Origin of the sequence: Micrococcus sp. Mcc28, from assembly GCF_024519775.1 — a bacterium.
In the GTDB taxonomy this organism is placed as follows: Bacteria; Actinomycetota; Actinomycetes; order Actinomycetales; family Micrococcaceae; genus Micrococcus; species Micrococcus luteus.
On sequence record NZ_JALJRH010000006.1, the window covers coordinates 53,145 to 68,186 of the forward strand.

Below are 15,042 nucleotides of genomic sequence, written 5' to 3' on the forward strand. Positions count from 1 at the left end.
GGGCGTCCCCGGCGCTCACAGGCCCCACCCGGACTCGGGCGCGCCCACGGAGACCACCCGGATCACGGGATGGCCCGCCTCGTCGGAGGCGTCCAGGTCGACCACGGCGTTGATCCCGTGGTCCAGGTCCCCGTCCGGGTCCTTCAGGACCTGCCGCACCGCCCACCAGCGCGGGCCGGCCAGCTCCAGCGGGGCGGCGACGTCGGGGGCTGCGGTCACGCGGAACAGCTCGGGGCCGCGCGCGGCGGGGCCGTCGTCGATGTCCTCGTGGTCGTCGAAGTAGGCGTCGAGGGCGTCGGCCCAGTCGTCGGCGGACAGCTCGCCGGACAGGCGCGCGAGCGCCTCGTCCCGCTCGTCGCCGAACAGGCGCACCCGCTGGAACATCGCGTTGCGGACCATCACCCGGAACACGGGCTCGTTGTCCGTCAGGCGAGGCGGCGCCGGCGGCTCGAGCGCCTCCATGTCCCGGCGCAGCTCGTCGATGTCCCCGGCCACCAGGTCCTCCCACTCCTCCAGGAGGGACGAGTCGGTCTGCTTCACCATCTCGTCGAGCCAGTCCAGCAGCACCTGGAGATCCTCGGTGCGGGCCGCCTCGGGCACCGTGTGGCGCAGTGCCTTGACCGCGTCCGTGAGGTAGCGCAGCAGCACGCCCTCGGACCGGGCGATCCCGTAGAACCGCACGTAGTCGCCGAAGCCCATGGCCCGCTCGAACATGTCGCGCACCACGGACTTGGGGGTCAGCTCGAACTCCGCGAGCCACGGGGCGTCCTGCCGGTAGAGCTCGAACTGCTGCTCGAGGAGCTCGGCCAGCGGCCGCGGGTGGGTGATCTCGTCGAGGGCCCGCATGCGGTCGTTGTAGTCCATGCCCTCGGCCTTCATGGCGGCCACGGCCTCGCCCTTGGCGTGCTTGACCTGGGCGGAGAGCACCTGGCGCGGCGGGTCGAGGGTCGCCTCGATCACGGAGACGACGTCGAGCGCGTGGTCGGGATCGGCCGGGTCCAGCAGGTCGAGCGCGGCGAGGGCGAAGGGGGAGAGCGGCTGGTTGAGCGCGAAGTCCGGCTGCAGGTCCACCGTGAGGTCCACGGTGCGGCCCTCGGCGTCCGGCTCGGGCAGACGCTCGACGACGCCCGTGGCCAGCAGCTCCCGGAAGATCCCGAGCGCGCGGCGCATGAGCACCGCCTGGCGGGCCGGGGTCTCGTGGGTGCCGCGCAGCAGGCGCCGGACCGCGATCACCGGGTCGCCGGGCCGGTCGAGGATGTTCAGCAGCATGGAGTGCGTGATCCGCATGCGGGAGACCAGCGGCTCCGGCTCGGCCGAGACGAGGCGCTCGAACGTCGCCGGCCCCCACGAGACGAAGCCGGCCGGCGGGGTCTTGCGCTTGCCGGACTTCACGGACTGCTTCATGCGCTTGGCCCGCTCGGCCTCGTCCTTGACGTTCGCGAACTTCGCGGCGGCCTTGCGCTCGGCCGCCTTGTTCTCGATCACGTGCTCGGGGGCCTGGACCACCACGGTGCCGGAGGTGTCGAAGCCGGCCCGGCCCGCCCGGCCGGCGATCTGGTGGAACTCGCGGGCCTGCAGCAGGCGGGTCTTCTCGCCGTCGAACTTGGACAGCGCGGTGAGCAGCACGGTGCGGATCGGCACGTTGATCCCGACGCCGAGCGTGTCGGTGCCGCAGATGACCTTGAGGAGGCCGTCCTGGGCCAGCTTCTCCACGAGGCGGCGGTATTTGGGCAGCATGCCCGCGTGGTGCACGCCGATGCCCGCCCGGACGAGGCGGTTCAGGGTGTGCCCGAAGCCCGCGGAGAAGCGGAAGCCGGCGATCCGCGCGGCGATCGCCTCCTTCTCCTCCTTGGACGTCACCGAGATCGAGGACAGCCCCTGGGCCGTCTCCACGGCGTCCAGCTGCGAGAAGTGCACGATGTACACCGGTGCCTGGTGGGTGCTCACGAGCTCCTCGACCTTCTCCTGCAGCGGCACCTCGGACCACTCGAACGTCAGCGGGATGGGGCGCTCCGCATGGGCGACGACGGCGACCTCGCGCCCGGTGCGCTCGGTGAGGTCCGCCTCGAGGCGGGTCGTGTCGCCGAGGGTGGCCGACATGAGCAGGAACCGGGCCTGCGGCAGCTCGAGGAGGGGGACCTGCCAGGCCCAGCCACGGGAGGGGTCCGCGTAGTAGTGGAACTCGTCCATCACCACGGTGCCGATCTCCATGCCCGAGCCCTCGCGCAGCGCGCGGTTGGCCAGGATCTCGGCGGTGCAGCAGATGATCGGCGCGTCACCGTTGACGGTGGAGTCACCCGTGACCATGCCCACATTCTCCGCCCCGAACACGTCCACCAGCGCGAAGAACTTCTCCGAGACGAGCGCCTTGATCGGCGCCGTGTAGTAGGAGACGGCGTCGTGGGCGAGCGCGTCGGCGTGTGCGGCCAGCGCCACCAGGGACTTGCCGGAGCCGGTGGGCGTCGCCAGGATCACGTGCTTGCCCTGGACGAGCTCGAGGACGGCCTCCTCCTGGGCGGGGTAGAGCGAGATGCCGCGGTCCTCGGTCCAGGCCGCGAAGGCCCCGAAGACGTCGTCGGCGTCCGGGGTCGGCGGGAGCGCGTCGATGCGGTCGGTCAGCGAGGGCGGGTTCGTGGCGGCAGAAGTCATCGCCCCCAGGGTATCGGCCGCTCCGCGCGATACGGTGCCGCCATGAGTCAGATCGCGCCTGAGAGCCCGCATCCGGACACCGACGCCGTCGTGGGGGACGTGACCGGCCGACAGGGCGGGGGGTTCACCTGGGATCCCGCGCAGTACGAGGGCTTCGCCGAGCATCGCGCCCGCCCCTTCCACGACCTGGTGGGGCGCGTCCGCGCCGAGGCGCCGCGCGTCGTGGTGGACCTGGGCTGCGGCCCGGGGACCCTGACCCGGACGCTAGCCGAGCGCTGGCCGGACGCCGAGGTGATCGGTCTGGACGACTCGCCCGCGATGCTCGAGCGGGCCCGGGAGCAGGCCGCCCGCACGGGCACCCCCGCCAACCTGCGCTTCGAGGCAGTCGACGCCTCGCAGTGGCGCCCGTCGAGGGCGACGGACGTCGTGGTGTCCAACGCGATGCTCCAGTGGATCCCGACGCACCGTCGCCTGATCCGGCGCTGGCTCGGGGACCTCACGCCGGGGGCCTGGTTCGCGGCGCAGATCCCGCGGCCCTACGAGCAGCCCTCCCACGCGGCGATCGTGGCGCTGGCCGAGGACCCGGCCTTCTCCGAGCCGCTGCACGGCGTGGCCACCACCCGCACCGTGGCGCCGCCCGAGGAGTACACGCGGCTGTTCCTCGAGGCGGGGTGGTCCCCGGTCGTCTGGGAGACGGAGTACCAGCAGGTGCTGACGGGCGAGGACCCGGTGTTCCGGTGGACCTCCGGCGCGGCCCTGCGACCGAGCCTGCAGGCCCTGGCCCGCTGGGACGCCGAGGAGGGCTCCGCCGAGGGCGCCGGGCTGCTCGAGGCGTTCGTGGACCGGTACCGCGCCGCCATGCGCGAGGCATACCCGCCGGTGCCCGGCGTCACGGCCGACGACGGCGGCCCGGTCACGATCTTCCCGGCCCGGCGCCTGTTCATGGTGGGGCAGAAGCCGGCCTGACGCCGGGCCCGCCCGGGCGGGCCGTCACCAGCCGCGCTCGGCCCACTCCGGCAGGTGGGGGCGTTCGGCGCCCAGGGTCGTCGAGGCGCCGTGGCCGGGGTGGACCACCACGTCGTCGTCGAACGCGTCGAAGATCCGTTCGGTGACGTCCGTGAACAGCTGACGGAACCGGCCGTCGTCGCCCTCGGTGTTGCCCACCCCGCCCGGGAAGAGGGAGTCGCCGGTGAAGAGCACGGCCGGCTCGTCCGCCTCGGGGCGGCACACCAGCGCGATCGACCCGGGCGTGTGGCCGCGCAGGGCCAGCACCTCGAGCCGGAGCCCGTCCACCCCCACGATGTCCCCGTGGCGCAGGCGCACGTCGGGGGCGACCCCCGTGGCCTCGGCGATTGCGTCGGCGTCGTCCTCGCCGGCCGCCGTGCGGGCCCCGGTCAGGGAGGCCAGCGCCGGCAGCGCGCGCACGTGGTCCCAATGCCGGTGCGTGGTGACGATCATCTCGAGGCGCGGCTCGCACGGGGTGTCGTCCGCGGCCGAGGCGATGAGGTCGCGGATCGCCTCGGCCTCGGCGGCGGCGTCGATCAGCACCTGCGCCCCCGTGGTCTTGGAGGTGAGCAGGTACACGTTGTTGTCCATCTCCGACACGGAGCAGGCGCGCACCGTGACGGCGGGCAGATCGTGCAGGAGGCGGTTCCGGGCGGTCTCGGGCATGCGCAACAGTGTACGGACGGGGCGGCGACGCGCCAGGGCGGGCCCGGCCCGCGGTCGGTTCGCCCACAGGCGAGACCCCGGTGTCGTATCCGTGCCCGCCCCTATGCTGGCCGCGTGCCCAAGAACTCCTCCACCACCGTCTCCTCCGCCGTCGAGGCCCACCCCGGCGGCCTCGCCTCCGGCCCCGGCGGCGCGCGCTCGGGCGAGCGGGACCGCATCGTCGTCCAGGGCGCCCGCGAGCACAACCTGAAGGACGTGGACGTCAGCTTCCCGCGGGACGCCATGGTCGTGTTCACGGGCCTGTCCGGCTCGGGCAAGTCCTCCCTGGCCTTCGACACGATCTTCGCCGAGGGCCAGCGACGCTACGTCGAGTCGCTCTCCTCCTACGCCCGCATGTTCCTGGGCCGGGTGGACAAGCCGGACGTGGACTTCATCGAGGGCCTGTCCCCGGCCGTGTCCATCGACCAGAAGTCCACCAACCGCAACCCGCGCTCCACGGTGGGGACCATCACCGAGATCTACGACTACATGCGCCTGCTCTGGGCGCGCGTCGGGGTGCCGCACTGCCCGCAGTGCGGCGAGCCGGTGAGCCGGCAGACCCCGCAGCAGATCGTGGACCAGCTCGAGGAGCTGCCCGAGCGCACCCGCTTCCAGGTGCTCGCGCCCGTGGTCCGCGGCCGCAAGGGCGAGTTCGTGGACCTGTTCCAGGACCTGTCCACGCAGGGCTTCGCCCGCGCCGTCGTGGACGGGGAGACCGTCCAGCTCTCGGACCCGCCCGTGCTGAAGAAGCAGGTCAAGCACACCATCGCCGTCGTCGTGGACCGCCTGGCCATGAAGGAGGGCATCCGCCAGCGCCTCACCGACTCGGTGGAGACCGCCCTGAAGCTGGCGGACGGCCTCGTCGTCGCCGAGTTCGTGGACGTGGAGCCGGTCGCCGAGAAGGGCAGGAAGAACACCGCGGAGTTCGGCGGGCGGGACGCCGAGGGCAACCCCCGGTACCGCTCGTTCTCCGAGAAGCTCTCCTGCCCCAACGGGCACGAGCAGACCGTGGACGAGATCGAGCCGCGCTCGTTCTCCTTCAACAACCCGTTCGGCGCGTGCCCCGAGTGCACCGGCATCGGCTCCCGCCTGCAGGTGGACCCGGACCTCGTCGTCGCCAACGACGAGCTGTCCCTGCGCGAGGGCGCCGTCGTGCCGTGGTCGCTGGGCAAGTCCACCTCGGACTACTGGCTGCGCGTGCTCGGCGGGCTGGGCAAGGAGATGGGCTTCTCCCTGGACACCCCGTGGAAGGACCTGACGGAGGCGGAGCGCGACGCCGTCCTGCACGGCAAGGACTTCAAGGTGGAGGTGACGTTCCGCAACCGGTTCGGCCGCGAGCGCCGCTACACCACGGGCTTCGAGGGCGTCATCCCCTACGTGATGCGCAAGCACGGGGAGACCGAGTCGGACGGCGCCCGCGAGCGCTACGAGTCGTTCATGCGGGAGATCCCGTGCCCGGCGTGCCACGGGGCCCGCCTCAACCCCACGGTCCTGAACGTGCTCGTGGGCGGCCTGTCCATCGCGGACGCCACCCGCCTGCCCATGCGGGAGGCCATGGAGTTCTTCTCGGGGCTGCGGCTGACGGACCGGGAGCGGCAGATCGCGGACCAGGTGCTCAAGGAGATCCTGGCCCGGCTGGCGTTCCTGCTGGACGTCGGCCTGGAGTACCTCAACCTGGAGCGGCCGGCCGGCACCCTCTCTGGAGGCGAGGCCCAGCGCATCCGCCTGGCCACGCAGATCGGCTCCGGGCTGGTCGGCGTCCTCTACGTGCTCGACGAGCCGTCCATCGGCCTGCACCAGCGGGACAACCGCCGCCTCATCGAGACCCTCCTGCGCCTGCGGGACCTCGGCAACACCCTCATCGTCGTCGAGCACGACGAGGACACGATCGCCGAGGCGGACTGGATCGTGGACATCGGTCCTCGCGCGGGCGAGCACGGGGGCGAGGTCGTGCACTCGGGCTCCCTGGCGGATCTCAAGGCGAACACGCGGTCCGTCACCGGCGACTACCTCTCCGGGCGCCGCTCCATCGCGGTGCCGGAGCGGCGTCGCGTCCCGGAGAAGGGGCGCGTGCTGACGGTCCGCGGCGCCCAGGAGAACAACCTGAAGGACGTCTCGGTGGAGGTCCCGCTCGGGGTCCTCACGGCCGTGACGGGTGTGTCCGGCTCGGGCAAGTCCACGCTGATCAACGAGATCCTCTACAAGGTCCTGGCCAACCGGCTCAACGGCGCCAAGCTCGTGCCCGGCCGGCACCGGTCCGTGGAGGGGCTCGAGCACCTGGACAAGGTGGTCCACGTGGACCAGAGCCCCATCGGGCGCACGCCGCGCTCCAACCCCGCCACCTACACCGGCGTGTTCGACGCGATCCGCAAGCTCTTCGCAGAGACCCCCGAGGCGAAGGTCCGGGGCTACCAGCAGGGCCGGTTCTCCTTCAACATCAAGGGCGGGCGCTGCGAGGCGTGCGCGGGGGACGGCACGCTGAAGATCGAGATGAACTTCCTGCCGGACGTCTACGTGCCGTGCGAGGTGTGCCACGGGGCCCGGTACAACCGGGAGACGCTCGAGGTCACCTACAAGGGCAAGAACATCGCCGAGGTCCTCGACATGCCGATCGAGGAGGCCGCGGACTTCTTCAGCGCGTACACCCGCATCTCGCGGTACCTGGACACGCTCGTCGACGTCGGTCTGGGCTACGTCCGCCTGGGCCAGCCCGCCACCACGCTCTCGGGCGGCGAGGCCCAGCGCGTGAAGCTGGCGGCCGAGCTCCAGAAGCGCTCCAACGGCCGCACCATCTACGTGCTGGACGAGCCGACCACGGGGCTGCACTTCGACGACATCCGCAAGCTCCTGCACGTGCTCCAGTCCCTCGTGGACAAGGGCAACACGGTGCTCACCATCGAGCACAACCTCGACGTGATCAAGAGTGCCGACCACGTGATCGACCTCGGCCCCGAGGGCGGCTCCGGGGGCGGCACGATCGTGGCCGCGGGCACGCCGGAGGAGGTCGCACACGTCGCGGAGAGCCACACGGGCCGGTTCCTCGCGGAACTGCTCGCGTAGCATGGACCCCGCCCACGCAGGACGCGGACGAAGGAGAGCCATGGCGACGTCGGAGCCCGTGCGCAGGAGCGCCGCCGCGCTCCTGCGGCTCACCTGCCGCCCCGAGGTCGTCGGCATGGAGCACGTCCCTGCGCGGGGCCCCTTCGTCATGGCCTCCAACCACCTGTCCTTCGTCGACTCGGTGATCCTCCAGGCCCTCGCCCCCCGCCCGGTCCACTTCTTCGCCAAGGAGGAGTACTTCACGGGCACGGGCCTGCGGGGCCGCGTCCGGCGGCGGTTCTTCGAGTCCGTGGGCTCCGTCCCCGTCCGCCGGGGCGAGCAGGCCGCCTCCGTGGCCGCGCTCGAGTCCCTCGTGGGCCTGCTCGAGTCCGGCCAGGGCGTCGGCATCTACCCGGAGGGCACCCGCAGCCGCGACGGCCGCCTCTACCGCGGCCGCACCGGTGCGGCCTGGCTGGCCCTGGCCACCGGCGCACCCGTGGTGCCCGTGGGCCTCGTCGGCACGCAGCACCTCCAGCCGCCGGACACGAACGGCTTCCGTCCCCACCGGTTCTCCGTGCGCGTGGGCGCGCCCCTGGACTTCGGCCACCCCGGGCGTCGACACACCCTGCCGCAGCGCCGCGACGCGACGGCGGCGATCATGGACGCCATCGGCGCGCTCTCGGGGCAGGAGCGGGTGGACGCCTACAACGCCGCCCCGGGTGCCCGTGGCTGATCCGGCCTCCTACCGCCCGGCTCCGGGCGAGATCTCCACGTCGCCCGGCGTCTACCGCTTCCGCGACGCGGACGGACGCGTCGTCTACGTCGGCAAGGCGAAGAACCTGCGCGCCCGCCTGAGCTCCTATTTCCAGGACCCCGCCCGGCTGGCCACCAAGACCCGGACCATGGTGTTCACGGCGGCCGCGGTCGAGTGGACCGTCGTCGGCTCCGAGCTGGAGGCGCTCCAGCTCGAGTACACGTGGATCAAGGAGTACCGCCCCCGGTTCAACATCATGTACCGGGACGACAAGTCGTACCCGTACCTGGCCGTGACCATGAACGAGCAGTTCCCGCGCGTCCAGGTGATGCGCGGCGACCGGAAGCCCGGCGTGAAGTACTTCGGCCCGTTCCACCCGGCCAAGGCGATCCGCGAGACCGTGGACCTGATGCTGCGCGTCTTCCCGGTCCGCACGTGCTCGGCCGGCGTGTTCAAGCGGGCCCGCGCCCAGGACCGGCCGTGCCTGCTCGGCTACATCGGCAAGTGCTCGGCGCCCTGCGTGGGCCGGATCAGCCCGGCGGACCATCGCGCGCTGGCCCAGGACTTCTGCGACTTCATGGCCGGGGACGCGAACCGGTTCATCCGCGAGCTGGAGAAGGCCATGGCCCGTGCCGTCGAGGAGCTGCGCTACGAGGACGCGGCCCGGCTGCGGGACGACATCGCCGCGCTGCGCCGCGTGTTCGAGCGCAACGCCGTGGTGCTGCCGGAGAACACGGAGGCGGACATCTTCGCCCTGCACGCGGACGAGCTGGAGGTCGCGGTGCAGGTGTTCCACGTCCGGCAGGGACGCATCCGCGGCCAGCGCGGCTGGGTCATGGAGCGCGTGGAGGACGTCGCCGAGCCGGAGATGGTCGCGCACCTGCTCCAGCAGGTCTACGGCGACCTCGAGGGGCCGGAGCGCATCCCGCACGAGATCCTCGTCCCGGTCGAGCCCGACGACGCCGCACAGCTCACCGAGTGGCTCTCGGGCCTGCGCGGGTCCCGGGTCGCCGTGCGCGTGCCCCGGCGGGGCTCGAAGGCGGACCTCATGGAGACCGTCCGGGAGAACGCGGAGATGGCCCTCAAGCTGCACAAGTCGCGGCGGTCCGGGGACCTCACCACCCGCTCCGCCGCCCTGCGGGAGCTGCAGGAGGCCCTGGAGATCACCGAGCCCCTGCTGCGCATCGAGTGCTACGACATCTCCCACTCCCAGGGCACCAACGTGGTCGGCTCGATGGTCGTCATGGAGGACGGGCTGCCGAAGAAGAAGGACTACCGCCGCTTCAACGTCACGGGGGAGGCCGCCCGGGACGACACGGCGTCCCTGCGCGACGTCCTGCGGCGTCGTTTCGCCCGCCTGGCCAAGGAGCGCGCGGAGGGCGCCCCGCTCTCCGGTCAGGTCGAGGGGGACGATCAGGAGGCGGGGCGCCGCTTCGCGTACCCGCCCTCGCTCGTGGTGGTCGACGGCGGCCCGCCCCAGGTGGCCGCGGCCGCGGCGGTCCTCGAGGAGCTGGGCCTGGACGACCTGCCCGTGGTCGGGCTGGCCAAGCGGCTCGAGGAGGTGTGGCTGCCGGGCGACGAGTTCCCGGTGGTCCTGCCGCGCACCTCGGAGGGCCTGTACCTGCTCCAGCGCATCCGTGACGAGTCGCACCGGTTCGCGATCGCGGGCCACCGCAGCCGGCGGTCCAAGGCGATGACCGTCTCCGCCCTGGACGGGATCCCGGGCCTGGGCCCGGCCAAGCGCACCGCGCTGCTGAACCACTTCGGCTCCGTCGCCGAGATCCGGGCCGCCGGCGTGGACCGGCTGACCGAGGTCGCCGGCATCGGGCCGCGGCTGGCCGAGGCCGTCCACACGGCGCTCACGGCCGACACGCCCGCGGATACAGTGGAGTCATGACCGAGGAGACCCTCCAGCCGGAGAAGCCGCCGACATCCGAGGTGCTCGTGATCGCCGGGATGTCCGGCGCCGGACGGACCACCGCCGCGCACGCGCTCGAGGACCACGGCTGGGACGTGGTGGAGAACATGCCGCCGGCCCTGTTCGGCACGCTGGCCGAGCTCATCGCCCGCTCGCCGGAGGCGTTCCCGCGCCTGGCGATCGTGGTGGACGTGCGCTCGCGCTCCTACTTCGAGGAGCTGTACGCCGCCCTGCAGCACCTGGCCAACAGCGGAGTGGAGTATCGCACCGTGTTCCTCGATGCGGAGGACCACGTCCTCCTGCAACGCTTCGAGGCCGGCCGCCGCCCCCACCCGATGCAGGGCAACGCCCGGCTGCTGGACGGCATCCGCGCGGAGCGGGACGTCGTCGAGCCGCTCAAGGCGCGTGCCGACGTCGTGGTGGACACCACCGAGCTGAACGTGCACGGCCTGGCCACGGAGATCACCGAGCTGTTCTCGGAGTCCGGCCCCGTCACGCTGCGCCTGACCATCATGAGCTTCGGGTTCAAGTACGGCGTCCCGGCGGACGCGAACTTCGTGGCGGACATGCGCTTCATCCCCAACCCCCACTGGGTGCCGGCGCTGCGTCCGCACACGGGCACGGAGGCCGCGGTCGCGGACTACGTGCTCTCCCGCCCCGGTGTCGAGGACTTCCTGCGCACGTACGTCGCCATGCTGGGGCCGGTGTTCGAGGGCTACCGGCGGGAGAACAAGCACTACGCTACGCTCGCCATCGGCTGCACGGGCGGCAAGCACCGCTCCGTGGCCGTCGCCGAGGAGCTGGCCCGGCGCCTGGCCCAGGTGCCCCACGTCACGGTGCACGTCCAGCACCGGGACATGGGGCGCGAATGACGTCCCCGCTCACCGGCCAACTGCCCCTGCCGCCCGGGATGGGTTCGGAAGGGCGCGGGGTGGGTGCGGGCATGTCCCGCCCCACGGCCCGCGTCACCGCCCTCGGCGGCGGCCACGGCCTCTCCGCGTCCCTCGCGGCCCTGCGGCACGTGGCCGGGCACCTCACGGCCATCGTCACGGTGGCGGACGACGGTGGCTCCTCCGGCACCATCCGCCGGGAGATGGCGGTGCTGCCGCCCGGCGACCTCCGCATGGCGCTGGCCGCCCTGTGCGACGACACCGACTGGGGTCGGACCTGGGCCCACGTCATGCAGCACCGCTTCCGCTCCACCGAGGTGCCCGCCGACCAGGCCACCCTGGACAACCACGCGCTCGGGAACCTCCTGATCGTCGCCCTCTGGGAGCTGCTGGGCGACCCGGTGGACGGGCTGCGCTGGGCCGGCGCCCTGCTGCGGGCGCACGGTGAGGTCCTGCCGGTCTCGCGGGTGCCGCTGACCATCGGCGGGGACGTGCTCAGCGCCGGCCCGGACGGCCGCCTGCGCACCCGATGCGTGGAGGGCCAGGTGGCCCTCGCGGTCGCCGCGTTCGAGGGGCGCGTCACCGACGTCCGCCTGAGCCCGTCCGACGCCCCCGCCACCCCGGAGGCGCTCTCGGCGATCGAGCTGGCCGACTGGGTGGTGCTCGGACCCGGCTCGCTGTACACGTCGGTGCTGCCGCACCTGCTGATGCCGGACGTGCGCGCGGCCCTCGCCGCCACCACCGCCCGGCGCCTCATGGTGCTGAACCTGCGCACGGGAGACCAGGAGACCACCGGCCTCACCCACGCCGACCACCTCAAGGTGCTGCGCTCCTATGCGCCGGACCTCCGGCTGGACGTGGTGATCGCCGACGTGGACGCGGTCACCGACCGGGCGGCGGTGGAGGCCGAGGCGGCCCGGATGGGCGCGCGCGTGGCGTTCAGTAGAGTGAGCAGTGCCCAGGATCCCCAGGTCCACGACCCGCTGCGCCTGGCCGTCGCGATCGACGAGGCGATGACCCACTGACGCGCGCACCTCGCCGAGAAGGAGCACGAGCATGGCGCTGACCATGACCCTCAAGGAGGAGCTGGCCCGTGTGCCGGTCGCCGCGACCCCGGAGCGGCGGGCGGAGACCGCGGCGATGCTGCGGTTCGCCGGGGGGTTGCACCTCGTGGCCGGCCGCGTCGTCGTGGAGGTTGAACTGGACCACGGCGCCAGTGCGCGCCGCCTGCGCGCCGCCATCACCGAGCTGTACGGCCTGGCCCCGGAGATCGTGGTGGTCTCCGGCGGCAACCTGCGCCGTGGTCAGCGGTACGTGCTCCGGGTCGTGCGCGGGGGAGAGGACCTCGCCCGGCAGACCGGGCTCATCGACCAGCGGGGACGGCCCGTGCGTGGCCTCGCGCCGGTCCTCGTCAGCGGGACGACGGCGGCCACCGCCGCCGTGTGGCGCGGGGCCCTGCTGGCCCACGGCTCCCTCACCGAGCCCGGCCGCTCGGCGGCCCTCGAGGTGACCACGCCGGGCCCGGAGGCCGCGCTCGCGCTGGTGGGGGCCGCGCGTCGGCTCCGCGTGGCGGCGAAGGCGCGCGAGGTGCGTCAGTCGGACCGCGTCGTGGTCCGCGACGGCGAGGCGATCGCCACGCTGCTCGCCGCCGTCGGCGCGGAGCAGACCGCGACCCTCTGGCGCGAGCGGCGCGAGCGCAAAGAGGTCCGGGCCACCGCCAACCGCCTGGCGAACTTCGACGACGCCAACCTGCGCCGTTCCGCCCAGGCCGCTGTCACGGCCGGGGCGAAGGTGGAGCGGGCCCTCGAGATCCTCGGGGACGAGGTGCCCGACCACCTTCGCTACGCGGGACGGCTGCGCCTCGAGCACAAGCAGGCCTCCCTCGACGAGCTCGGCCGCCTCGCGGACCCGCCGATGACCAAGGACGCCGTCGCCGGGCGCATCCGCCGGCTACTGGCCATGGCGGACAAGCGGGCCGCCGAGCGGGGCATCCCCGGGACGGACGCGGCCTCCGAAGGCTGAGCGCGGGATCACCGTCGACGGGATCTGGCCCCGGCGCTCCGCCCCCGATCACAATGGAGACGGATGGAATACGCCGCCGAGACGCGAGGTTGCCCGAGGTGGAGGCCGAGGGCGTCCTGCCCGCAGCCTCGCCTGACCAAGGAGGAAGCATGACCGAATACACCCTTCCGGAGCTGGACTACGACTACGCCGCGCTGGAGCCGCACATCTCGGCCCGCATCATGGAGCTGCACCACTCCAAGCACCACGCCACGTACGTCAAGGGCGCGAACACCGCCCTGGAGAAGCTGGCCGCCGCGCGTGAGGCCGGCGACTTCGGCTCCGTGAACCAGCTGTCGAAGGACCTCGCCTTCAACCTGGGCGGGCACACGAACCACTCGATCTTCTGGAAGAACCTCTCGCCGGAGGGCGGCGACAAGCCGACCGGCGAGCTGGCCGCCGCCATCGACGAGTACTTCGGCTCGTTCGACCAGTTCCAGGCCCACTTCACCGCCGCCGCCCTCGGCATCCAGGGCTCCGGCTGGGCCGTGCTGGCCTACGAGCCCATCGGCGGCAACCTGGTGATCGAGCAGTTCTACGACCAGCAGAACGGCGTGCCGGTCGCCACCATCCCGCTGTTCCAGCTGGACATGTGGGAGCACGCCTTCTACCTCGACTACCAGAACGTCAAGGCGGACTACGTCAAGGCGATCTGGAACATCGTGAACTGGGCCGACGTGCAGGCCCGCTTCGAGGCCGCCCGCGCCGGCGCCTCCGGCCTGATCCTCCCGGCCTGATCCACACCGCGCACCGGGGCGCTGACGTCGTGGCCCCACGACGTCAGCGCCCCGATGCGGGGAGGGGCTCGGCGCTCCGGCCCTGTCCCCACCGCGCGCCCGGACCGGGCGCGACCGCTCGACCGTACCGCCCCGGACCCACCGCCACGGGGACCACGCAACGCGAACTAACGAGAGAGACCACCATGACCAAGATCGCCATCAACGGCTACGGCCGCATCGGACGCAACATCGTGCGCGTGCTCAGGGACCGCGGCCACGAGAACCTCGAGCTGGTCGCGGTGAACGACCTCGCCGACCCCGAGGACCTGTTCTGGCTGACCCAGTACGACACCATCCTGGGCCGCTACCCGGGCGAGCTGGAGCGGACCGAGAAGGGGTTCCGCATCGACGGCCGCGACGTCGCGTTCTTCCAGGAGGCCGACCCGACGAAGCTGCCGTGGGGTGAGCTCGGCGTGGACCTGGTCATCGAGTGCACCGGCATCTTCACGACCGGCCCCAAGGCGCAGGCCCACCTCGACGCCGGGGCCAAGAAGGTCCTCATCTCCGCTCCCGCCAAGGAGGTCGACGGCACCTTCGTGATGGGTGTGAACGAGCACACCTACGACGCGGAGACGATGCACATCGTCTCGAACGCCTCGTGCACCACGAACTGCCTGGCCCCGATGGCGAAGGTCCTCAACGACGAGTTCGGCATCGTGGACGGCATCATGACCACGATCCACGCGTACACCGGCGACCAGAACCTGCACGACAACGTGCACAAGAAGGATCGCCGTCGGGCGCGCGCCGCCGCCCAGAACATGGTGCCCACCTCCACGGGCGCGGCCAAGGCCATCGGCGAGGTCATCCCGGAGCTGAAGGGCAAGCTCGACGGCTTCGCCATGCGGGTGCCCACCATCACCGGCTCGGCCACCGACCTGACCGTGGAGCTGACGCGCCACGTGGAGGTCGAGGAGATCAACGCGGCGTTCAAGAAGGCCGCGGAGTCCGGTCCGCTGCAGGGCCGCCTGGTCTACTCGGAGGACCCGATCGTGTCCTCGGACATCATCACCTCCCCGGCGGCGTGCACCTTCGACGCCCCGCTGACCAAGTCCATCGGCCAGACCGTGAAGATCATCGGCTGGTACGACAACGAGTACGGCTACACCTCCCAGCTCATGGACTTCGCAGACCTCATCGGCTCGAAGCTCTGAGCCCGCACGGCGCCCGACGGCCCGGGCCGACGGTTCCTCCGTCGGCCCGGGCCGTCCGCCTAGACTGCACCGTGAACCGACCCCGCTC

11 protein-coding genes are annotated in these 15,042 nt (G+C 72.3%); 9 read left to right on the forward strand and 2 right to left on the reverse strand.

Annotated features, from left to right (window positions below; all coding sequences use genetic code 11):
• Nucleotides 1–15: 15 nt before the first annotated feature.
• Entirely contained in the window at nucleotides 16–2,649 is a 2,634-nt protein-coding gene (locus NR073_RS04480; protein WP_036338590.1) for an RNA helicase, read from the reverse strand.
• Nucleotides 2,650–2,691: 42 nt separating this feature from the next.
• Between NR073_RS04480 and NR073_RS04485 the strand changes: the two genes are divergently transcribed.
• Nucleotides 2,692–3,615 carry a methyltransferase domain-containing protein gene (locus NR073_RS04485; RefSeq protein WP_036338587.1) on the forward strand — a complete coding sequence of 308 codons (924 nt, stop codon included), beginning with the start codon at nucleotides 2,692–2,694 and terminating at the stop codon, nucleotides 3,613–3,615.
• A 24-nt stretch (nucleotides 3,616–3,639) separates the two neighbouring features.
• Here the strand turns inward: NR073_RS04485 and NR073_RS04490 are convergent, their stop codons facing one another.
• Nucleotides 3,640–4,320: an MBL fold metallo-hydrolase gene (locus NR073_RS04490; protein WP_036338584.1), complete on the reverse strand. Its 681-nt coding sequence runs from the start codon at nucleotides 4,318–4,320 to the stop codon at nucleotides 3,640–3,642.
• Nucleotides 4,321–4,434: 114 nt separating this feature from the next.
• Here NR073_RS04490 and uvrA point away from each other — a divergent pair, with 114 nt between their 5' ends.
• The 8 genes from uvrA to gap all read left to right on the forward strand — a co-directional run bounded on the left by uvrA (nucleotide 4,435) and on the right by gap (nucleotide 14,954).
• Nucleotides 4,435–7,419, forward strand: coding sequence for an excinuclease ABC subunit UvrA (gene uvrA / locus NR073_RS04495; RefSeq protein WP_135019262.1), 2,985 nt, complete (start codon nucleotides 4,435–4,437; stop codon nucleotides 7,417–7,419).
• A 40-nt stretch (nucleotides 7,420–7,459) separates the two neighbouring features.
• Complete coding sequence (locus NR073_RS04500; RefSeq protein WP_036315306.1) at nucleotides 7,460–8,131, forward strand: 1-acyl-sn-glycerol-3-phosphate acyltransferase; 672 nt, start codon at nucleotides 7,460–7,462, stop codon at nucleotides 8,129–8,131.
• Nucleotides 8,124–10,049 carry an excinuclease ABC subunit UvrC gene (uvrC, locus tag NR073_RS04505; protein WP_036315391.1) on the forward strand — a complete coding sequence of 642 codons (1,926 nt, stop codon included), beginning with the start codon at nucleotides 8,124–8,126 and terminating at the stop codon, nucleotides 10,047–10,049. Before NR073_RS04500 ends, uvrC begins: the two co-directional genes overlap by 8 nt.
• Nucleotides 10,046–10,942, forward strand: coding sequence for an RNase adapter RapZ (gene rapZ, locus NR073_RS04510; RefSeq protein WP_036315303.1), 897 nt, complete (start codon nucleotides 10,046–10,048; stop codon nucleotides 10,940–10,942). The genes uvrC and rapZ overlap by 4 nt, the downstream gene beginning before the upstream one ends.
• On the forward strand, nucleotides 10,939–11,985 hold the full coding sequence (gene yvcK, locus NR073_RS04515; protein ID WP_036315301.1) for a uridine diphosphate-N-acetylglucosamine-binding protein YvcK: 1,047 nt from the start codon (nucleotides 10,939–10,941) through the stop codon (nucleotides 11,983–11,985). Before rapZ ends, yvcK begins: the two co-directional genes overlap by 4 nt.
• A gap of 31 nt (nucleotides 11,986–12,016) precedes the next feature.
• The gene (gene whiA / locus NR073_RS04520) at nucleotides 12,017–12,982 is read left to right on the forward strand and encodes a DNA-binding protein WhiA (RefSeq protein ID WP_036315298.1); all 966 of its coding nucleotides are present in this window, start codon (nucleotides 12,017–12,019) and stop codon (nucleotides 12,980–12,982) included.
• Between the two features lie 149 nt (nucleotides 12,983–13,131).
• On the forward strand, nucleotides 13,132–13,758 hold the full coding sequence (locus NR073_RS04525; RefSeq protein ID WP_036315296.1) for a superoxide dismutase: 627 nt from the start codon (nucleotides 13,132–13,134) through the stop codon (nucleotides 13,756–13,758).
• 185 nt (nucleotides 13,759–13,943) lie between these two features.
• Nucleotides 13,944–14,954: a type I glyceraldehyde-3-phosphate dehydrogenase gene (gap, locus tag NR073_RS04530; protein WP_041105191.1), complete on the forward strand. Its 1,011-nt coding sequence runs from the start codon at nucleotides 13,944–13,946 to the stop codon at nucleotides 14,952–14,954.
• Nucleotides 14,955–15,042 lie beyond the last annotated feature (88 nt).

What these genes read in the sequence shown, in the direction of transcription:
- NR073_RS04480 (WP_036338590.1), bottom strand. Translation starts at nt 2,649, where the DNA reads ATGACTTCTGCCGCCACGAACCCGCCCTCGCTGACCGACCGCATCGAC.
- NR073_RS04485 (WP_036338587.1), top strand. Translation starts at nt 2,692, where the DNA reads ATGAGTCAGATCGCGCCTGAGAGCCCGCATCCGGACACCGACGCCGTC.
- NR073_RS04490 (WP_036338584.1), bottom strand. Translation starts at nt 4,320, where the DNA reads ATGCCCGAGACCGCCCGGAACCGCCTCCTGCACGATCTGCCCGCCGTC.
- NR073_RS04500 (WP_036315306.1), top strand. Translation starts at nt 7,460, where the DNA reads ATGGCGACGTCGGAGCCCGTGCGCAGGAGCGCCGCCGCGCTCCTGCGG.
- rapZ (WP_036315303.1), top strand. Translation starts at nt 10,046, where the DNA reads ATGACCGAGGAGACCCTCCAGCCGGAGAAGCCGCCGACATCCGAGGTG.
- yvcK (WP_036315301.1), top strand. Translation starts at nt 10,939, where the DNA reads ATGACGTCCCCGCTCACCGGCCAACTGCCCCTGCCGCCCGGGATGGGT.
- whiA (WP_036315298.1), top strand. Translation starts at nt 12,017, where the DNA reads ATGGCGCTGACCATGACCCTCAAGGAGGAGCTGGCCCGTGTGCCGGTC.
- NR073_RS04525 (WP_036315296.1), top strand. Translation starts at nt 13,132, where the DNA reads ATGACCGAATACACCCTTCCGGAGCTGGACTACGACTACGCCGCGCTG.
- gap (WP_041105191.1), top strand. Translation starts at nt 13,944, where the DNA reads ATGACCAAGATCGCCATCAACGGCTACGGCCGCATCGGACGCAACATC.